This window comes from Azospirillum sp. FG154, assembly GCF_057809575.1.
The window spans coordinates 1-19075 of record NZ_JBMDKF010000008.1 but is presented as its reverse complement, the minus strand read 5'-3'; the positions used below and the strand labels follow the sequence as shown (position 1 = coordinate 19075).

16 protein-coding genes and 1 riboswitch are annotated in these 19075 nt (G+C 65.7%); of the genes, 12 read left to right on the top strand and 4 right to left on the bottom strand.

What is annotated here, in order from left to right:
* Positions 1-22: 22 nt before the first annotated feature.
* From ACODS4_RS11375 to ACODS4_RS11350, 6 genes are all read left to right on the top strand, one after another.
* Entirely contained in the window at positions 23-1042 is a 1020-nt protein-coding gene (locus ACODS4_RS11375) for an ABC transporter substrate-binding protein (RefSeq protein ID WP_488863643.1), read from the top strand.
* Positions 1043-1102: 60 nt separating this feature from the next.
* Positions 1103-1199: riboswitch (TPP riboswitch) on the top strand.
* Positions 1200-1263: 64 nt separating this feature from the next.
* Entirely contained in the window at positions 1264-2385 is a 1122-nt protein-coding gene (locus tag ACODS4_RS11370; RefSeq protein WP_488863642.1) for an ABC transporter substrate-binding protein, read from the top strand.
* 1 nt (position 2386) lies between these two features.
* Complete coding sequence (locus tag ACODS4_RS11365) at positions 2387-3262, top strand: branched-chain amino acid ABC transporter permease (protein WP_488863640.1); 876 nt, start codon at positions 2387-2389, stop codon at positions 3260-3262.
* Positions 3255-4991: a branched-chain amino acid ABC transporter ATP-binding protein/permease gene (locus tag ACODS4_RS11360; protein WP_488863639.1), complete on the top strand. Its 1737-nt coding sequence runs from the start codon at positions 3255-3257 to the stop codon at positions 4989-4991. The genes ACODS4_RS11365 and ACODS4_RS11360 overlap by 8 nt, the downstream gene beginning before the upstream one ends.
* On the top strand, positions 4988-5689 hold the full coding sequence (locus ACODS4_RS11355) for an ABC transporter ATP-binding protein (RefSeq protein WP_488863637.1): 702 nt from the start codon (positions 4988-4990) through the stop codon (positions 5687-5689). Before ACODS4_RS11360 ends, ACODS4_RS11355 begins: the two co-directional genes overlap by 4 nt.
* Before the next feature lie 88 nt (positions 5690-5777).
* On the top strand, positions 5778-7166 hold the full coding sequence (locus ACODS4_RS11350; RefSeq protein WP_488863635.1) for a hypothetical protein: 1389 nt from the start codon (positions 5778-5780) through the stop codon (positions 7164-7166).
* Positions 7167-7214: 48 nt separating this feature from the next.
* Here the strand turns inward: ACODS4_RS11350 and ACODS4_RS11345 are convergent, their stop codons facing one another.
* A complete protein-coding gene (locus ACODS4_RS11345) occupies positions 7215-8042 on the bottom strand; it encodes a polyphosphate kinase 2 family protein (protein WP_488863633.1) in 828 nt (275 codons plus the stop codon).
* A gap of 190 nt (positions 8043-8232) precedes the next feature.
* Positions 8233-10032, bottom strand: coding sequence for a PHA/PHB synthase family protein (locus ACODS4_RS11340; protein WP_488863631.1), 1800 nt, complete (start codon positions 10030-10032; stop codon positions 8233-8235).
* A 298-nt stretch (positions 10033-10330) separates the two neighbouring features.
* Here ACODS4_RS11340 and ACODS4_RS11335 point away from each other — a divergent pair, with 298 nt between their 5' ends.
* From ACODS4_RS11335 to ACODS4_RS11315, 5 genes are all read left to right on the top strand, one after another.
* The gene (locus ACODS4_RS11335) at positions 10331-10654 is read left to right on the top strand and encodes a hypothetical protein (protein WP_488863630.1); all 324 of its coding nucleotides are present in this window, start codon (positions 10331-10333) and stop codon (positions 10652-10654) included.
* Between the two features lie 171 nt (positions 10655-10825).
* The gene (locus ACODS4_RS11330; RefSeq protein ID WP_488863628.1) at positions 10826-11353 is read left to right on the top strand and encodes a peroxiredoxin; all 528 of its coding nucleotides are present in this window, start codon (positions 10826-10828) and stop codon (positions 11351-11353) included.
* A gap of 253 nt (positions 11354-11606) precedes the next feature.
* A complete protein-coding gene (locus tag ACODS4_RS11325) occupies positions 11607-12656 on the top strand; it encodes an extracellular catalytic domain type 2 short-chain-length polyhydroxyalkanoate depolymerase (protein ID WP_488863626.1) in 1050 nt (349 codons plus the stop codon).
* A gap of 372 nt (positions 12657-13028) precedes the next feature.
* On the top strand, positions 13029-13412 hold the full coding sequence (locus ACODS4_RS11320) for a rhodanese-like domain-containing protein (RefSeq protein WP_488863624.1): 384 nt from the start codon (positions 13029-13031) through the stop codon (positions 13410-13412).
* Positions 13413-13453: 41 nt separating this feature from the next.
* Positions 13454-15145, top strand: a complete 1692-nt coding sequence (locus ACODS4_RS11315) for a methyl-accepting chemotaxis protein (protein ID WP_488863622.1) — start codon at positions 13454-13456, stop codon at positions 15143-15145.
* Positions 15146-15230: 85 nt separating this feature from the next.
* On the opposite strand, the gene eno is transcribed toward ACODS4_RS11315, so the two are convergent.
* Positions 15231-16508 carry a phosphopyruvate hydratase gene (gene eno, locus ACODS4_RS11310; protein WP_298365513.1) on the bottom strand — a complete coding sequence of 426 codons (1278 nt, stop codon included), beginning with the start codon at positions 16506-16508 and terminating at the stop codon, positions 15231-15233.
* Positions 16509-16643: 135 nt separating this feature from the next.
* Complete coding sequence (locus ACODS4_RS11305; protein ID WP_488863620.1) at positions 16644-17423, bottom strand: alpha/beta fold hydrolase; 780 nt, start codon at positions 17421-17423, stop codon at positions 16644-16646.
* 121 nt (positions 17424-17544) lie between these two features.
* Between ACODS4_RS11305 and murJ the strand changes: the two genes are divergently transcribed.
* A partial coding sequence (murJ, locus tag ACODS4_RS11300) for a murein biosynthesis integral membrane protein MurJ (RefSeq protein WP_488863618.1) occupies positions 17545-19075 on the top strand: 1531 nt, incomplete at its 3' end.

Here is a 19075-nt window from a genome sequence, read left to right as displayed (position 1 = left end):
AAGCCGTTCCGGGAGGATCCCTATGCTCACCTTTACCACCCTGCGCCGGATTGGCGTTCTGGCGACGGCGCTGGTCGCGCTGGCCGCCGGAACCGTTCAGGCGGAAACCGCCGAGGTCCGCATTTCCAAGGGCTTCGGCATCCTGTATCTGCCGATGATCGTGATGGAGCAGGAAAAGCTCCTGGAAAAGCAGGCCAAGGCGGCGGGACTGGGCGACGTCAAGGTTGGGTGGCTGCAACTGGACGGCGGCAACGTCATCAACGACGCGATGATTTCCGGCAATCTCGACATCGCGGCGATTGGCGTGCCGGGTTTTCTGACTCTGTGGGCGAAGGTGAAGGGCAACGCCAAGCTCGAAATCTCGGCGCTCGCCGGGTTGAGCGCGACCTCGCTGTACCTCAACACCATCAACCCGGCCATCACATCGCTGAAGGATTTTGGGCCGAAGGACAAGATCGCGCTGCCGGGGATCAAGACGTCGCTGTCCGCCGTCGTGCTGCAAATGGCGGTGGCGAAGGAGTTTGGCGATGAGAATTACGCCAAGCTCGACCCGCTGACGGTTGGTTTGCCGCACCCGGAATCCTACGCCGCCCTGGTGTCCGGCAAGACGGAGGTGAACAGCCATCTCGGCTCGCCGCCCTATTCCTTTATGGAGCTGGAAAACCCGCAGGTGCGCCGGGTGATGAATTCGGTGGATGTGCTGGGCAACATCTCGCTGGATCTCGTCTACGCGCCCAAACGCTTCATCGACGCCAACCCGAAACTGACCGCCGCCTTCCTGTCTGCGTTGGAGGAGGCCGACGCCTTGATCGCCCAGGATCCGGCGCGCGCCGCCGCGATCTACGCGCAATCGTCAAAGGCCAAGGTGGCGCCGGAGGAGGTGGAGCGGATGATTAAAGACCCGGACACCAAATTCTCCACAACGCCCAACGGCGTGATGCAATTTGCCGATTTCATGGCGCGCGTCGGCTCGATCAAGACCAAACCAACGACGTGGCGGGATCTGTTCATCCCCAACGTCCATTCCCTGCCGGGAAGCTGAATGCCCGCCGCGTTGTTCGGCGCTTGACAGGCCCAAGCGGGCGACCACATTGTCGCCCGTCGTTTACGGCTGGGGTGCCTGCGGGGTCGCGGGCTGAGACACACCCATCGAACCTGATCTGGGTCATGCCAGCGAAGGGAGCCGACCGCGCCGACCATCCTCCGCCGTGACGCGGACGCGCGGCGCGGCCTCTCCCCGTTGGTTGGGAGGAGGCTTTTCGGATGCGGCGCTTGATTCCCCTTTTGGTTGGTCTGTTGGCGGCGGCGGGTCCGGCGCGGGCGGACGGCTTGTCCTTTCCCGTCCTCGTGCCGCTCACCGGCTTTCTGTCGCTGGAAGGAACCAGCCAGCGCAACGGCGCGCTGCTGGCGCTGAAGGAGGCGCCCGCCGGGTTGGTCGCGGCGTCGGAGGTGATCGACACCGGCACCTCGCCGGAGGCCGCCGTCACCGGGCTGGAACGGGCGATGGGCGGCGGGCCGGTCGGCGCGGTGGCCGCCAGCATGTTGGGCACCCAGATGTTGGCGATGCTGCCGCTGGCCGCTGAGTTGAAAGCGCCGTTGGTCACGGTGTCGGGAACCGCGTCGATCACCGAACAGGGCAACCCCTGGGTCTTCCGCTTTTTCCCCGGCGACGCCGTGACCAAGACCGCCCACGCCCGCTATGTGGTGGAGGAGTTGAAGAAAACCCGTCCGGCGGTGATCTATCAGACCACGGCCTACGGTCAGAGCGGCAAAACCCATCTGGAGGCCGCCTTCCGCGCGCTGGGCGTCAACCCGGTCTTTCAGGAGGGGGTGGACCCGGCGGCCAAGGATTTGCTGCCGGTGCTGACCAAGGCGCTGTCAGCCAACCCCGACGTTTTGGTCCTGCATCTGCACGCCGGGCCGACCGCGCTGTTGCTGCGGCAGGCGGCGACCAGCGGCCTGAAAATCCCGGTGGTGGCCGGATCGGCCATGCACCAGCCGAGCACGGCGGCGTTGCTTGACCCAGCGGAGTTGAAAGGCGTTTGCGCGGAAACCGCCGCGTCGCCGGCGTCGGGCGGCAGCCCGGCGGTGGAAGCCTTCACCACCGCCTACCGCGCCGCCTTCGGCAAGGAGCCGGACGCCTTCGCCCTTGGCCAATATGACGGCATGCGGATGGTTCTGGCGGCGGTTCAGGCCGGGGCCAAGAGCGCCGACGACGTCCGCAAGGCGTTGTCCACCGGGCGTCACGACGGGCTGGCCATGAGCTACGCGTCGGACGGCAAGGGCAACATGGCCCATTCCGCCGTCATCGTCTGTTACGACGGCAAGACCCGCGTTCCGGCCCTGGTCAAACGCTACGACAACGTGACCGGCGTGGTGAAGTGAGGTGGAAACGGCGTTTCAGCTTCTGGTGAATGGTCTGGCGCTGGGGGCGGCCTACGCCCTGGTGGCGTTGGGCTTTGTGCTGGTGCTGAACGCCACATCGGCGGTGAATTTCGCCCAGGGCGATCTGGTGATGGCGGGCGGGATGCTGGCGGTGGCGTTGGCCCCGCTCATCCCGCTGCCGGGGTTGGTTTTGCTGCCGGTGATTGTGTTGGCGATGGCTGGGTTGGGGCTGCTGCTGGCGCTGGTCGCCTATTTGCCGCTGCGCAACCGTCCGCCGGTCTCCGTCTTCATCAGCACCATCGCCGTCGGCATCATCCTGCAAAACGGCGCGGCGGTTCTGTTCGGCCCAGAGCCGCGCGTCGCCCCGCCGCTGGTGGGCGACGGCGTGTTGCGGCTGGGCGGGGTGGCGCTCCCGGAGCAGTCGGTCGCCATCATCCTGGTGGCGGGGCTGTTGATCGGGGCGCAGCACATGGTCTTCGCCCACACCCAGCTTGGCCGCCGCTTGCGGGCGACGGCGCAGGATCCCGAGATGGCGCGGGCCTGCGGCGTGCCGGTGACGCGGATGATTCTGGTGACGTTCGCCATTGGAACGGCCTGCGCCGGGGCGGCGGGGCTGCTGCTGGCCAACCGCTATTTCGTGACGCCGACGGCGGGCGGCGATTTGATTCTCAAGGCCTACATCGCGGTGACGGTCGGCGGTTGGGGATCGGTTCCCGGCGCGGTGGTCGGCGCGCTGCTGATCGCGCTGTTCGAGGTGGGGGTGTCGTCGGTTTTCTCCTATCCGGTGGCGCTGGGGGCGCTGTACGGCGTCTTGCTGCTCATTCTCATGGTTCGGCCGCAAGGGCTGTTCGGCGAAGCGGTGCGCCGTCGTGCGTGACCGACGGAACGCGCTGTTGCTGGCGGCGGCGCTGGCCGGATTGGCCTACGCGCTGTTTTTCGCCTCGCCCTATGGCCTGCGGGTGCTGACGGTGGCCGGGGTGTACGCGCTGGCCGCCTTCGGCTTTCAAATCCTGTTCGGGCTGGGCGGGGCGCTGTCCATGGCGCAGGGCGCGTTTTTCGGGCTGGGCGCCTACGTCACCGGGATTTTGGGCAGCCGCTACGGGCTGGACGCTTCCGTCACCTTTCCGCTGTCGCTGCTGGCGCCGTTGCTGGTGGCGCTGCCGGTCGGCTTGGCGGTGTTGCGGCTGGAGTCCCATTACTTCGCCTTGGCGACCTTGGGCGTCGCGCAGGTGCTGCATCTTCTGGCGGTCAATCTGCCGGACCTGACTGGCGGGGCGAACGGCTTGCCGGGGGTTCCCGCCTTCGCGCTGTTCGGTTGGGTCGCGCCGCGTGGTCTGCCGATGGCGGCGCTGGTCTGGGGGCTGGCGGCGGTCGGCGGGTTGATCGGTTGGCGGTTGGCGCGCGGGCGGTTGGGCCGCTCCCTGGAGCTGGTGCGCGATGATCCGCTGGCGGCGGGCTGTCTGGGGCTGGACGTCGGGCGGCTGCGCCTGACCGCCTTCGCGCTGTCGGCGGTTTACGCCGGGGCGGCGGGAGCGCTGGCGGTTCACACCCAGCGGGTGGTGTCGCCGGAGGTTCTGGAATTCCCGGTCATGGTGACGATCCTGACCATCGCCGTCGTCGGCGGGCGTGGGCGGATGGTCGGCGCGGTGTTGGGGGCGCTGCTGCTGATTCATCTGCCGGAATGGTTCCGGGGGCTGGAGCGCGGCTATCTGATTGTTTATGGCGCGGCGCTGCTGCTGGCGATTCTGGTCGCGCCCAATGGCCTGACCGGCCTGCTGGAGCGGTTGTTTCCAGCGCCGCCACGCGCCTTGCCCGACGCGGTGGAGCCGCCCGCCAGACCGCGCGCGGTGGGGGAGATTCTGCGCGTCGCGGATCTCAGCAAATCCTTCGGCGGCGTGCGCGCGCTTGACGGCGTGTCGTTGAGCGTGCAGGCGGGGGCCATCGTCGGGCTGATCGGCCCGAACGGGTCGGGCAAGACGACGCTCATCAACGTCCTGTCGGGGCTGGAGCGCCCGGACGACGGGGCGGTGTGGATCGGCGGGCGCGACTGGAGCGGCGCGCCGCCGGACCAGATCGCGCGCGCCGGTCTGGCCCGCAGCTTTCAGGCGGCGACCCTGCCGGACCAATCCAGCGTGCTGGAGGCGGTGGCCGCCGCCCGGCTGCCCCTCGACCGCAGCGTGGCGAAGGCCGAGGCGCACGCCCGTTGGGCGCTGGACCGTCTGGGCGTCGGTTCCCTGGCGGCGCGGCCCTGCCATGGCTTGCCAGCGGCCTTGCGGCGGCGGGTGGAGTTGGCCCGCGCGTTGGCGCGACGTCCGTCGGTTTTGCTGCTGGACGAACCGGCGGCGGGGCTGACCGACGCGGAAAAGGCCGATCTGGCCGCCCATCTGCGCCGCTTGGCGGGGGAGGGAATGGCGTTGCTGGTGGTCGAGCATGACATGGATTTCCTGCTTCCTCTGGTCGGCTGGGTGGTGTGCCTGGACCGTGGACGAACGCTCTACGCCGGGCCGCCCGACGGGGCGCGCCGCGACGCCGCCGTGATCGCCGCCTATCTCGGCGGGCCAGGGGTTCGGGACGGCGACGCCGACGACGACGAGGGCGAGTCATGACCGCGCTGCTGTCGGTGGAGGGGCTGAGCGTCGCCTATGGCGGGGCGCTGGCGTTGGACGGCGTGTCGTTGACCCTGGCGGCGGGGGAGACCATGGCCGTGCTGGGGGCCAATGGCGCGGGCAAATCGAGCCTGCTGAAAGCGATCCTCGGTTTGGTCCCGGCCAATGGCGTCGTGCGTTTCGTCGGGGAGGACCTCGCCGCACTGTCGACGGAACGGCGGGTTGGGCGTGGTCTTGGCTATGTGCCGGAAGGGCGGCGGGTGTTCGCCGGAATGAGCGTGCGCGACAATCTGGAGGTCGCCGGGCTGTCCGACCGCCGCGCCCGCGCCCAGGACGTCGCCCGTGTTTTCGCCCTGTTTCCCGATCTGGCGCGCAAAAGCGGCGAGCAAGCGTGGCGGCTGTCGGGCGGGCAGCAACAGATGCTCAGCTTTGGCCGCGCCCTGATGGGCCGTCCGCGTCTGCTGCTGCTGGACGAGCCGTCGCTTGGCCTGTCGCCGAAGCTGGCGGGGGAACTGTTCGCGGCGATCCAGGCGGTGGCGGAGGCTGGAACCGCCGTGCTGGTGGCCGAGCAGAGCGCGGCGCGCGCGCTGTCCATCGCGCCGCGCGCGTTGCTGTTGCGGTTGGGTCGGGTGGTGCGGGATGGGCCGGTGGGTGATCTTTCGGCAACGGTGTTGCACGATGCGTTCTTTGGGCTTTGACTTTCGGTCGCGACGCGGCGGTTGCTCTTGCGGATAAAGACGCCCGCCGTTAGCTTCGCCGCCACAACCTGCCCATGGATTTCGCCCGATGATCGCCCGTTTCGCCGCTCCGCTGTCCGCTCTGTTCCTTTTGGGGACGGCGTCGTCCATGGCGTTGAGCGCGCAGATGGGAGGCGCGCAGGTGGCGGAGCTGGTGCCGGTCGATCCGGGGCTGCCGCCGTCCGTCTATTACGGCGCGCCGTCCTCTCAAACGGAAATCGTGGCGCCCGGCGCCCCGGCGGAGGCCCCCGACGCAAAGGGCGCCCCGCCGGAAAAGAACGGCCCGGCGGAGCTGGTCGATGGCTGGGAGGGCGGCGCCGCCAAGGACAAGGACGGCAAATTCGCCTACTGCGTGGTGGAGGCGAACTTCACCTCCGGCCATGCGCTGATGATCGCGCGCAGCCAAAAGGGCGAAACCAACCTTGGCGTCGGCATTCCTGGCGCCGACTTGCCGCAGGGCGAACGCTGGCCGGTCAAGGTCGAAATCGACGGGAAGATCAAGCGCGAGCGGATCGCCGTCGCCTCGCAAACTGACATGCTGGTGATTCCCAGCGGCAAGGACGAGGAATTCGTCAACGCCCTGATGACCGGCAAGGAGCTGGTGATTATCTCCACGTCGGATCGCATTTCGTTCGCGCTCAAAGGCACGAAGAAGGTGCTGAACGATCTGAAGACTTGCGTGGACAAGGGCGGAGACGTGCCGCCGATCAAAACCTCGACGGGCAAAGCCCCGGCGGGAACGCCGCCCGTCGCCCGCCTGCCGGAGGGGCTGGCCAGCCTGCTCGCCGCCGCTGGCGTGCGCGACGCCGAACCGGTGCCGTTGGACAAGATTCCGGCGGATCAACGTCCGGCGGATGTGGCGTGGCGATTCGGTCCGTTGGTCGGCGGCATCCGCGAGCGGGTGGCCGACGAAGGGGCCAAACTGGACGATCTGTCGAACACATTCGCCGAAGCGATGAAAGCGCGGTGCGAAGGCGCCGGGACCATCACCTTGAACAACAGCGAGCAGGCGGGTGCGATCACCCTGCGCACCGGCGCGGTTGATTGCGCGCTGAAGCAGCAGACGTTGCACGTCGGCCTGACCTTCATGCTGTCGCAAGGCCGATTGTTCACCGTGCTGTTTCATGAATCAGCGGAACGTGACGCCGGACTGGCCGACAAGGTGCGCGACAATCTGACCCAGGTGTTGCGCAAGGCTGGAACCGCCCCTGCGTCGCCGCCGTCCGCCGCCAACGGTCCCGCCGCCGCCCCGGCGGCCAGCGCGACGCCGACGGACGGGGCGGTCAATCCGGCGGCCGCGCCGCCCGCCCCGGCTGCGCCGACGTCGGCCCCGGCGGCCCCCGCTCCCGCTCCCGCTCCCGTCGCTCCAGCGGCGTCGGTCCCTGCGACGCCCGCCCCTGCGACGCCCAAGCCGCCGTTGCCTGGGCGGAAGCCCTGAGCGTTGGCGAAGACCCGCTGATGAGAGTCAATCAGCGGGATCGGAGCGTCACTCGCTGGGTTCGTCCGGGATGACGCCGAGAACTTCGGCGGCCATTTTGGCGACGTTGCCGTTGATCGGCGGCGGGCTGATGTTGATTCCGGCTTTCAGCGCTTTGGTCACGGTTTCCAGGACGCTCAAGCGGGCGAACCACTTTGAATTGGATGGAATGGCGTGCCAGGGCGCGCTTGACGTCGATGTCTTGTCAAACATCGCCTCCGTCGCCTTGACGTAATCGTTCCAGCGCGCGCGGTTGCGCAGATCCTCTTCGGTCAGTTTCCAGCGCTTGTAGGGGTTGTTCAACCGCTCGCGGAAGCGTTCCAACTGCTCGTCCGGGGTGATGTGCATGAAGATCTTGACGATGCGCACGCCGTCATCCGTCAACAGCCGCTCGAACTCGACGATTTCATCGTAGGCGCGTTTCCAATTGTCCTTGCTGGTGAATTTCTCCACCCGCTCGACCAGCACGCGGCCATACCAGGAACGGTCAAAGATGGCGAAGGTGCCGCCAGCGGGCAGCTTGGTCCAGAAGCGGTAGAGGTAATGTTTGCTCTGCTCTTCCGGCGTCGGGGCGGAGATCGGCCAGACGTGGAAGCCGCGCGGGTCGAGCGGCTCGGTCATGCGGCGGATAGCCCCGCCCTTGCCGCTGGCGTCCCAACCTTCAAACAGGATGATGGCGCGGCGTTTTTCGTGCCAATAGGTTTGCTGGATTCGCAGCAACTCTTTTTGCAGTTTGCCCAAACGACGGTCGTACTCTTCCGCCGATTCGATCCGGTTTTCCTCATGGTCCAGCTTGCTGAGGCGGATTTTTGCGATTTTTTCGGTCTTGTCGGCCATGCGCTGGTCCTTGGTGATGGCGTGGGAATGATGAAGGAATGACGGTTCGGCGAATCCCACACGGGGGTGGACGAACTGTCAACGGGTGAAACCGTCGCGGGGGGGCCATGGCCGGGTCTTCGCCTGCGGCAAAAAAGAAAAGGCGCGCCGCAGGGGCGCGCCTTTCGTCAGCAACCGTGGCAAGCCAGGGTTAGCTGTTCTTCACCTTGGCGTAGGAGCCAGGGGCGTCGTCCAGAACCTTCAGGGCGCCGTCGCCAGGCTGACGGGCGGGAACCTTGCCGTCGGCGAACTGCGACACCCACGTGTTCCATTCCGGCCACCAGGAGCCTTCGGTCTGCGTCGCGCCTTCCAGCCACGCGTCGCTCGTCTTCGGCAGCTTGTCGCTGGTCCAGTAGCAGTATTTGTTCGCGGCGGGCGGGTTCACCACGCCGGCGATGTGACCCGAGGCGCCAAGCACGAACTTGACCGGGCCGCTGAACTGTTGGGCGCCCATGTAGGTGCTCTTCCACGGGGCGATGTGATCCTCGCGGGCCGACAGGAACAGGGTGGGGGTCTTCACCTTGGTCAGGTCGATCGGCACGCCGCCCAGCGTCACGGCGCCCGGCTGCACCAGCAGGTTCTTCTGGTACATGCTGCGCAGGTAGAAGCTGTGCATCGCGGCGGGCATGCGGGTGCTGTCGCCGTTCCAATAGAGCAGATCGAACGGGAACGGATCCTTGCCCAGCAGATAGTTGTTCACCACGAACGACCAGATCAGATCGTTGGCGCGCAGCATGTTGAAGGTCGTCGCCATCTTCGCGCCGTCCAGGTAGCCCTGTTCGGCCATCTGCCCTTCGATGAAGGTCAGTTGCTCCTCGTCGATGAAGATCGACAGTTCACCCGCTTCGGTGAAGTCCAGCATGGTGGTGAAGAAGGTCGCCGACTTGATGCGGGCGTCCTTCTTGACCGCCATATAGGCCAGGGTCGAGGCCAGCAGCGTGCCGCCCAGGCAATAGCCGATGGCGTTCACCTCTTTCTCGCCGGTCGCCTTTTCGATGGCGTCCAACGCGGCCAGCGGACCCTCGAACATGTAATCTTCAAAACTCTTGGCGGCCAGCGTCTCGTCCGGGTTGACCCAGGACAGGACGAACACCGTGTGGCCCTGATCGACCGCCCACTTGATGAAGCTGTTCTTCTCGCGCAGATCCAGGATGTAATATTTGTTGATCCAGGGCGGCACGATCATCAGCGGACGCTTGTTCACGTCCGGCGTGGTCGGGGTGTATTGCAGCAACTGCATCAGCGGGGTCTCGAAGACCACCTTGCCGGGCGTCACCGCGATGTTCTTGCCCAACTGGAAAGCGTCGTAATCGGTCATCGAGATGCGCAGCTCGCCCTTGCCGCGCTCCAGATCCGTCAGCAGATGTTCCAGACCCTTGACCAGATTCTCGCCGCCGCTCTCGATGGTCTTGCGCAGAACCTCGGGGTTGGTCATGACGAAGTTCGACGGCGCCATCGCGTCGACGAATTGGCGGGTGTAGAAATCGACCTTCTTGGCGGTGTGGTCGTCCAGGCCATCGACCTGATTGACCGTGGATTGCATCCACCGGGCGCTCAGCAGGTAGGATTGCTTGATGAAGTCGAACAGGGTGTTTTCGTCCCAGGCCGAATCCTTGAAGCGACGGTCTTCCTTGTTGGGCGCGATCACCGGCTGGGCGTCCTGGCCGAACATCCGCTGCGTCGTGCGCTGCCACAGGGTCAGGTAATCCTGCCACAAGGTCATCTGCGCCTGCATGAGCTTGGCCGGGTCGGCCATCATGCGGGTGGTCATTTCAAGAAAGGCGTGGCCGACGCCCATCGGGTCGGGGCTTTTCGCGCCCATGCCGTCGGCGGCCTGACGCGACAGAAACTCGGAGACAAGCCGCTGGCTCTGTTCGGCGATGCGGGTCATCGCGCGCGACATTTCGACCGGATCGGGAAGCTTGACGTCGGGGGCCTGGTTCTCGGCCATGAGTGCGGTCCTTCTTGTCTTTAGCGAGATTTGCGCTTCAGGAGGGGCTTGCGGGCAGCTATACACAGGCAGGCGTCCTATGGTCGCCGTGGAAGGCGTCTGACGGCAAGTCCTTTTGTGACGCGGTGCGGTATAAATCCGGGGTTCCTCATACACCGTAGATGTGAACATTTCATTTCACGCATCGCCGCACAAGGGTGACGATGCGGCAAGCGACAAGGGGCGACCAATGGTCAAGGGTGGACAGAGGGCGGGGGCGGTCTTGCGGGGACTTGGTCTGTTGTGCGTTGCAACGCCTATGATTTTTGGTCTTTCCGCCTGCGCCGTCGGAAGCTTTGACGATGGTCTTCTGGGGGCTGTGGTCGGGAATTCCGGGTCGGTCAGCGACAATCCGTCGCCCATCCGCGCGATGAAAGAGGATCGCAGCGACTATCCAACCCTCGGCATGGTGCCGCCGCGTCCCACCGGGCTGAGCACGGAAGCCCAACGGCAGGTGAAGATGGACAAGCTGGCGGGCGACCGCGCGACCTCCCGCCGCCGCAAAGCCGAGACGGAGGCCATTCCGATGCCGACTCCGTTGGAAGTCCCGAGCAAGCCCAACATCAAGCCCGGCAAGAGTTGAGGCGATTCGGCGCGGCCTGATTCGGTTGGGGCGAATTGACCAGGGGCGACCGGCCAGGGTTGAACCCTGCGTCGAACGCGCTATGATTCGGACGCAGCACGCTTTCCCCGCGACCGCCCCCCATGGTGGGGCGGTCGTTCCGGTCCAATTTTGAATTTCGGAGACGGTCTCATGGAAGGGCGCAAAGTCCCCTCGGTTGTGTTCAAGACCCGCGTGCGCGATGAAAGCGTCGGCGGGCCGAACCCGTTCCGTTGGCAGGATGTGACGAGCGACGACCTGTTCGCGGGCAAGCGCGTGGTGGTGTTCTCGCTGCCCGGCGCCTTCACCCCGACCTGCTCGAACGAGCAATGCCCCGCCTTCGAGCGGTTGCACGACGAGTTCAAGGCGCTGGGCGTTGACGACGTTTATTGCCTGAGCGTCAACGATGCTTTCGTGATGTTCCAGTGGGGCAAGAGCCTGAACCTGAGCAAGGTCAAGCTGATCCCCGACGGGTCGGGCCATTTCACCCGCCGCATGGGCATGCTGATCGACAAGGATCATGTCGGCTTCGGCTACCGCTCCTGGCGTTACGCCATGGTGGTCAAGGACGGCGTGATCGAGAAGTGGTTCGAGGAGCCGGGGATCAACGACGCCGGTGAAAACGGCGACCCCTACGGCGAATCCTCGCCGGAAAACATTCTGGGCTATCTGCGCGCCTGATTGACCAAGTTTTGGTGAAGAAATGGGGCCGACCTCGGGGCAACCTCCGGGGCGGCCCTTTTTCATGGGAGATGGGCGCGCGGCCTGTCCCGCCGGGCCTGTCTCCAGGTGGAGAAAGCTTGGCGGGAAAACCCTCTTGGTTGCTGAAGCGAGGGAGGTTACACAGGACTCGGATTCTCTCGGCGGACGTGGATCGCGGAGCGTCGCCGCCGAGGCGATGGTGAAGGCTCTTCTTCGACATAAGGTGACGCGCATGCGCTTTCGCAGCCTGTTTCTGAGCGCCGCTCTTCTGTCTCTGGTGGCGGGTCCGGCGATCAGCGCGGAACTGTCGCTGGCGAAGCTGGGCTTGAGGATCGATCCGACGCAAACAACGGTGTCCGGCATTTCGTCGGGCGCTTACATGGCCGGGCAATTTCAGATCGCCTTTTCCGGTCTGGTGAAGGGCGTCGGCGTCGTCGCCGGTGGTCCCTACGCCTGCGCGGAGGTGTCGGGCGGGCTGGCGACGGCGATGGTGGCGCTGAAGCGCTGCATGGACGTGTCGATTGGCGCGCCGGAAGTCGCCGCGCTGGCCGCCAACGCCCGCACGCGGGAGAAGGCCAAGGACATCGACGCGCTGACCAATCTGGCGACCACGCGGGTCTATCTGTTCAACGGCGGCAACGACGTCACCGTGAAGCGCCCGGTCGCCGACGCGGCGGCGCAGCTTTACAAGGCGCTGGGCGTGCCGGACGCCAACGTCAAATACGTCAAGCTGCCGGACGCCGCGCACGCGCAGATCACCGACGGTTACGGCGCGCCCTGCGACTTCATCCCCAAGGGGGAACAACCGGCGGAATTCATCAACAACTGCCAGTACGATCAGGCGGGCGACATCCTGTCCCACCTCTACCCCGACAGCCGCAAGCCGAACGCGCCGACGGCCTCCAAACATCCCGTGTTGTTCGACCAGACGCCCTATGTGGGCGACCCCAGCCGCAGCGGCCTGGCGACCAGCGGCTACATCTATGTGCCGGATTCCTGCGCCAATGGCGGCCAGACCTGCCGCCTGCACGTCGCCTTTCACGGTTGCCGGATGGCGTCGAACCTGATTGGCGACCATTACGCCGTCCACGCCGGTTACAACCGCTGGGCCGACGTGAACAACATCGTCGTGCTTTACCCGCAGATCGACGCCAAGGCCAAGCCGACCTCCAACCCGAAGGCCTGCTGGGACTGGTTCGGCTACACCGGCTATGATTTCGCCCGCAAGGGCGGTTTCCAGATGCAGGCCGTGCGCAAGATGATCGCGGCCTTGGCGGGATAGCGCGTCCGCGTTCGGTCTCCGTCGTTCGGTTTCGTGTCAAACAAACATCAGAGCGGGCGGTGCGCTTCCGCACGGATTCTCACGCCTTGTTGATTATCAATATTAAAATTATGGTTTTAGCGGAGGCATGATTCCGCTGAAGCATAAGATTGGAATTCAATAATTAGCAGCGGGATCATTTTTTCTTCGTTTTACTGAAGTTTTATAACTTTTGACTGCTCATAAAATTTCAGAAAAGGGAAAAATTTTCTCCAGTTGAAATGATATGGATCAAATATTATTGTCGAGACGCAATAACTTGATCGTTTTGATTCTTGAAAGGGTGGAAATCTCACGAAGTCTTTGATTTCACTTGCTGCGGTGGTTTTTCTCATGACTTCCAGCGCCTTCGCGCAGACCGGGGAAACGCCCCCGACGCTGCCGGGCGTCGCGACGGTGACGGCGGCTGACGCCAAAGCGCTGATTGAGAAGGGCGGCGTCGCGCTGGATGTGCGCAAAAAGGCGGCTTACGTCGAAGGCCATTTGCCCGGCGCGAAGTCCATCCGCTCGGCCATCAACGAGCAGACCAAGGCGGTCGACCCGTCTGCCTTCGGCGCCAACAAGGACGCCGTGATCCTCATTTACGGTCATGGTACGGATGGCTGGTCGGCGGTTGACGCGGCCAAGGCGGCGGCGGAAGCCGGTTACAAGAACGTCAAATGGCTGCGCGGTGGTTGGAGCGAGTGGAGCAAGGCCGGGCTGCCGAGCGAGCAGTGACGCGCCTCTTGCAGCCAGCGCCTTAGGACGGGGGGAGTGACATGACTGTGGTGACGGGACGGTTGCGGGACAAAATCGGACAGATTGGTTTTCGGGTTCCGGCCCTGATGGCGGTCGTCGCGCTCCTCTTCATCGGGGTGACGGTGCTGTCGGTCTTTTGGAACCAACGCAGCGTTGGCTTTCTCAACGATTTGAGCGGTCGCGACCTGAAGGTTCGCGCGTCGATGACGGCGCTCTACAACGACATGGACACGGTCAATTCGCGGGTTCTTGGCGTGATGGCGACGATCTACTCATCGCCTGGATCAGCGGATCGGGTCGCGCAGGCGCTTGACGGCGTGCAACGCAATTGGGCCGACCTGTTGGCCCTGATTCCTGAGGCGGAGCGCGGCGCGGCGACCAAGGCCGCCGCCCAGGCGATGGCGGGGTTTCCCGCCTTCACCAGCAAGCTCAGCCAAGCGCTGAAGGGATCAGCCCCGCTTGGCGGGCATTATGACCTCTGGCTTGACCTGTCTCCACCGCTGCGCAAGGCTATTTTGGAGGTCTCCAAGCAGCTTGACCAACGCGTCAATGTGCGGGCTTTGGAAGATTTGGCGCTTGGAACGCTCATAAGCGAAGCGTCGTTGGCGGCCATCGTCGTTGGTCTTTTTGTCTTGGGCGCCGTCACCCGCAGTCTGGTTGTCGGGGTGTCGCGGCCAATCACCCGCATGACGTCGGTGATGGGAGAATTGGCTCAAGGGAACTTGCAGACGCAGATTCCTTACGCCGACCGTCGTGACGAAATCAGCGGCATGGCCCGCGCCCTTCAGGTTTTCCGCGACAATGGGATGGAGCGCCAACGGTTGGAGGCCGCCCGCGACGCGGAGCAACGCCAGCAAATCGAGCGCGCCGCCCGGATTGAGGATCTGATCGCCCGTTTTGACCGCAGCGCCACTGAAACGCTCCACACGGTCGCCTCGGCGGCGTCGCAATTGGACGCGACGGCCCGCGACATGACGATCACGGCCCAAAGCACGTCGGGGCAGGCGGCTAGCGCGACGGGGATCGTCACCGGCGCCACCAACAACGTTCAAGCGGTGGCGGCGGCGACCGAACAATTGTCGTCGTCCATTCAGGAAATCGGACGCCGGGCGGTCGAATCGAGCGCGATCGCCGACCGGGCGGTCGCCGAAGCCGGTCGCACCAACGAGACGGTGCGCAGCCTGACCGAGGCGGCGACCCGCATTGGCGAGGTGGTTCAGTTGATCGGCGAAATCGCCAGCCAAACCAACCTTCTGGCGCTGAACGCCACCATCGAGGCGGCGCGCGCGGGCGAAGCGGGCAAGGGGTTCGCCGTCGTCGCCAGCGAGGTGAAGGGATTGGCCACCCAGACGGCGCGGGCGACCGAGGACATCTCAAGCCAGATCGACGAGATGCAGAAGGTGACGGGAAACGCGGTGCGCGCGATTCAGGAGATCACCGGAATCATCACCGAACTGCACGGAATCGCCCGCGACATGACCGAGTCGGTCAATCAGCAGACGGCGGCGACCAACGAGATTTCCCGGAACGTCCAGGCGGCCGCCATGGGCATGGGCAATGTCAGCGACACGGTTGGCGGGGTCAGCGCGGCGGCGGGGCAAACCGGCGCGGCGGCGACCCAGGTTCTTGGCGCGGCGGGTGAGTTGTCCCATCACGCCGAACGCCTGCGTCACGAGGTGGTGTCTTTCTTCCAGGGCATTCGCGCTGCCTGATCGGACGCGGCCATCGACCAAAGAAAAAGCCCCGCTCCGGGACGCCGGAGCGGGGCTTTTCATGACCGGCAGGCGCGTCGGGTGATTACGCCTTCAGGATGCTGCGACCGGCGAAGCGGGCGGCGACGCCGAGCTGCTCTTCGATGCGGATGAGCTGGTTGTATTTGGCCAGACGATCCGAACGGCTGAGCGAGCCGGTCTTGATCTGGCCGCAGTTGGTGGCGACCGCCAGATCGGCGATGGTGCTGTCTTCGGTCTCGCCCGAACGGTGCGACAGGACGGCGGTGTAACCGGCCTTGTGCGCCATGTCGACGGCTTCCAGCGTCTCCGACAGGGTGCCGATCTGGTTGACCTTCACCAGGATGGAGTTGGCGGTGCCCTTCTTGATGCCGTCGGCCAGACGCAGCGGGTTGGTGACGAACAGATCGTCGCCGACCAACTGGATCTTCTTGCCGATGGCCTCGGTCAGCGCCTTCCAGCCGTCCCAATCATCTTCCGACATGCCGTCTTCGATGGAGATGATCGGGTAGCGGCCGACCAGATCGGTCCAGTAGGACACCATCTGATCGGGGGTCAGCGACTTGCCTTCGCCAGCCAGCTCATACTTGCCGTTCTTGAAGAACTCGGTCGAGGCGGCGTCGAGCGCCAGCATGACGTCGTCGCCCGGCTTGTAACCGGCGGCCTCGATGGCCTTCATGACGAAGCCCAGCGCGTCGTCGGTCGAGCCGAGATTCGGGGCGAAGCCGCCCTCGTCGCCGACGTTGGTGTTGTGACCGGCGTCCTTCAGCTTCTTCTTCAGCGACTGGAAGATCTCCGCGCCCATGCGGATGGCGTCGGCGCAGCTCTCCGCGCCCACCGGCATAATCATGAATTCTTGAATGTCGATGGGGTTGTCGGCGTGCGCGCCGCCGTTGATGATGTTCATCATCGGCACCGGCAGCAGCGAGGCGAAGGCACCGCCGACGTAACGGTACAGCGGCAGACCAGCCTCTTCCGCCGACGCCTTGGCGACCGCCAGCGACACGCCCAGAATGGCGTTGGCGCCCAGGCGGCTCTTGTTGGCGGTGCCGTCAACCTCCAGCATGGCGAGGTCGATGGCGCGCTGGTCGGCGGCGTCCAGACCGGCGAGCGCGTCGTACAGATCGCCGTTCACGGCCTCGACGGCCTTCAGAACGCCCTTGCCGCCGTAACGGCTCTTGTCGCCGTCGCGCAGCTCGACCGCCTCATGGGCGCCGGTGGACGCGCCCGAGGGAACCGCAGCGCGGCCAAAGGCGCCGCTTTCCAGGGACACATCGACTTCGACGGTCGGGTTGCCCCGGCTGTCCAAAATCTCGCGGGCGTGAATCTCGGTGATGGCGCTCATGGTCGGTCGATCCTTCGCAGAAGGCGGCCGCGTTTGATCCCGCAGGCCGCGTTTTGGGGCGCGGTGGCTTGATAGCCCCGGCGTCATGACGATGCAAGGTCTGGTTCGGCGATGATTGGTGGTTGGAACCACTCTTCACGCGAAGTTTTCGATCATCGCGGCGAAGTCATCGGGACGTTCGGCGTGCAGCCAATGCCCGGCCCCCTCCATCATGGCGATCTCCGCCTTGGGGAAGCGCTGGCGGATCGCCGCGTGATGCTCCGGGCGGATGTAGTCGGAGGCCGTGCCGCCGATGAACAGGGCGGGGCCGTCGTAGCGGGCGTCGCCCAGATCGGGATAGCCGATCAAATCAGCCATGGCCGCGCCAATGGCGTCGAGATTGACCCGCCACGAGAAGACGCCGTTCTCCAGAACCAGATTTTGCATCAGGAAAGAGCGCAAGGGCGCTTCCGGCACGGCGGCGACCAACTGCGCCTCCACCTCCTGGCGGCGTGCGCAACGGGTCAGATCGGCGGCCTTCATGGCGGCGACGTAGGGGGCGTGGGTGTGGGTGTAGGCGACCGGGGCGATGTCCACCACCGCCAGCCGGGCGACGCGGTCGGGGTGGCGCAGGGCCAGCGTCATCGCCGTCTTGCCGCCCATCGAATGGCCGACCACGTTGGCCCGCGCGAAGCCCCGGTCGTCGAGAAAGCGCAGAACGTCGTCGGCCATCTGCGGGTAGCTCATGCCGTCGGCCCAAGGCGCGCCGCCATGGTTGCGCAGATCCAGCGCGTAGACCCGGCGGGTTTCGGCGAAGCGGCGGGCCAGGGTCTGCCAGTTGCGGGCCGAGCCGAACAGGCCGTGCAGCACCAACAACGGCGTGCCGCCGTTGGCTTCGCCAGCTTCCAGATAGGTCAAGGGCAGAGGATTCGGCATCGCTTCGTTTCCGTGGCGCTGGACGGGACAGGGCCGCGATCCTATGACGATTGCGCCCGCGTCGCTAGGATGTCGGGCAAAGCTTTTTTCGCGGGATTTTTGCGAAGGGTAACACCGCATCGTGTTTCGTCACATTCTGTCCGTCGGCGGTCTGACGCTGGCCAGCCGGGTTTTGGGCTTTGTCCGCGACGTGCTGACCGCCGCGCTGTTGGGGGCGGGGCCGGTGGCCGACGCCTTTTTCGTCGCCTTCCGGCTGCCCAACCATTTCCGCGCGCTGTTCGCCGAGGGGGCCTTCAACTCCGCCTTCGTGCCGCTGTTCTCGGGCAAGCTGGTGCAGGACGGGCAGGCCGCCGCCAAACGCTTCGCCGAAGAGGTGATGGCGCTGCTGCTGGCGGTGCAACTGGTCTTCGTGCTGGGCATTCTGGCGATCATGCCGCAATTCATGACGGTCTTCGCGCCGGGCTTTTCCGACGAGCCGGAGAAGTTCCGGCTGGCCGTGCTGTTCACCAGCGTCACCTTTCCCTATCTGCTGTTCATCGCCCTGGTCTCGCTCTATGGCGGCGTGCTGAACAGCATGAGCCGTTTTGGCGCGGCGGCGGCGGCGCCGATCCTGCTGAATCTGTGCCTGATCGCCGCGCTGGTGCTGGCGACTCCGCTGATGCCGACCGCCGGGCACGCGCTGTCTTGGGGCGTTTTGCTGTCCGGGGTGGTCCAGTTCGTTTATCTGGCCTGGGACGCGAACAAGATCGGCATGGGGCTGCGGTTGGTCCGCCCGCGTCTGACCGCCGACGTGAAGCGTTTTCTCGCCGTGCTGGGACCGGCGGCGCTGGGGGCCGGGCTGACGCAAATCAGCCTGTTCGCCGACACGCTGATCGCCTCGGCCCTGCCGACCGGGGCGGTGTCCTATCTGTATTACGCCGACCGGCTGAATCAATTGCCGCTGGGGGTGATCGGCATCGCCGTGGGAACCGTTTTGCTGCCGGACATGGCCAAGCGCATCAAGGGCGGGGACGAGGCCGGGGCAGTGGACAGCCAGAACCGCGCGGTCGAATTTTCGCTGGTGCTGACCTTGCCCGCCGCCGTCGCCTTTCTGGTCGCCGGGCTGTCCATCGTCGCCGTGCTGTTCCAGCGCGGGGCCTTCGGACCAAGCGATGCGGCGGCCTCGGCGGCGACCTTGCAGGCTTACGCGCTGGGACTGCCCGCCTTCGTGGTGATCCGCAGTCTGGTCAACGGCTTCTACGCCCGGCAGGACACGGCGACTCCGGTGCGGGTGGCGCTGGCGGCGGTGGCGGTGAACGTCGCGCTGAAGCTGGCGCTGATGGGTCCGTTGGCGCAGGTCGGGTTGGCGGTGGCGACGTCGGCGTCGGCCTGGGTCAACGCCGGGCTGCTGGCGTGGCTGCTGACCCGGCGCGGGCTGTTCCGCGCCGACGCCCGGTTGCGGCGCAACCTGCCGCGCATGGCGCTGGCCGCCGGGGCGATGGGCGGCGCGCTGTGGCTGGCGCAGGAACGTCTGTCGCCCTGGCTGACCGCGAACGGGCTGTTCGAGCGGATGGCCGCGCTGGTGTTGCTGTGTCTGGCCGGGGTTCTGGTCTATGGCGCGGGGGGGGGGGGGGGGGGGGGGGGGGGGGGGGGGGGGGGGGGGGGGGGGGGGG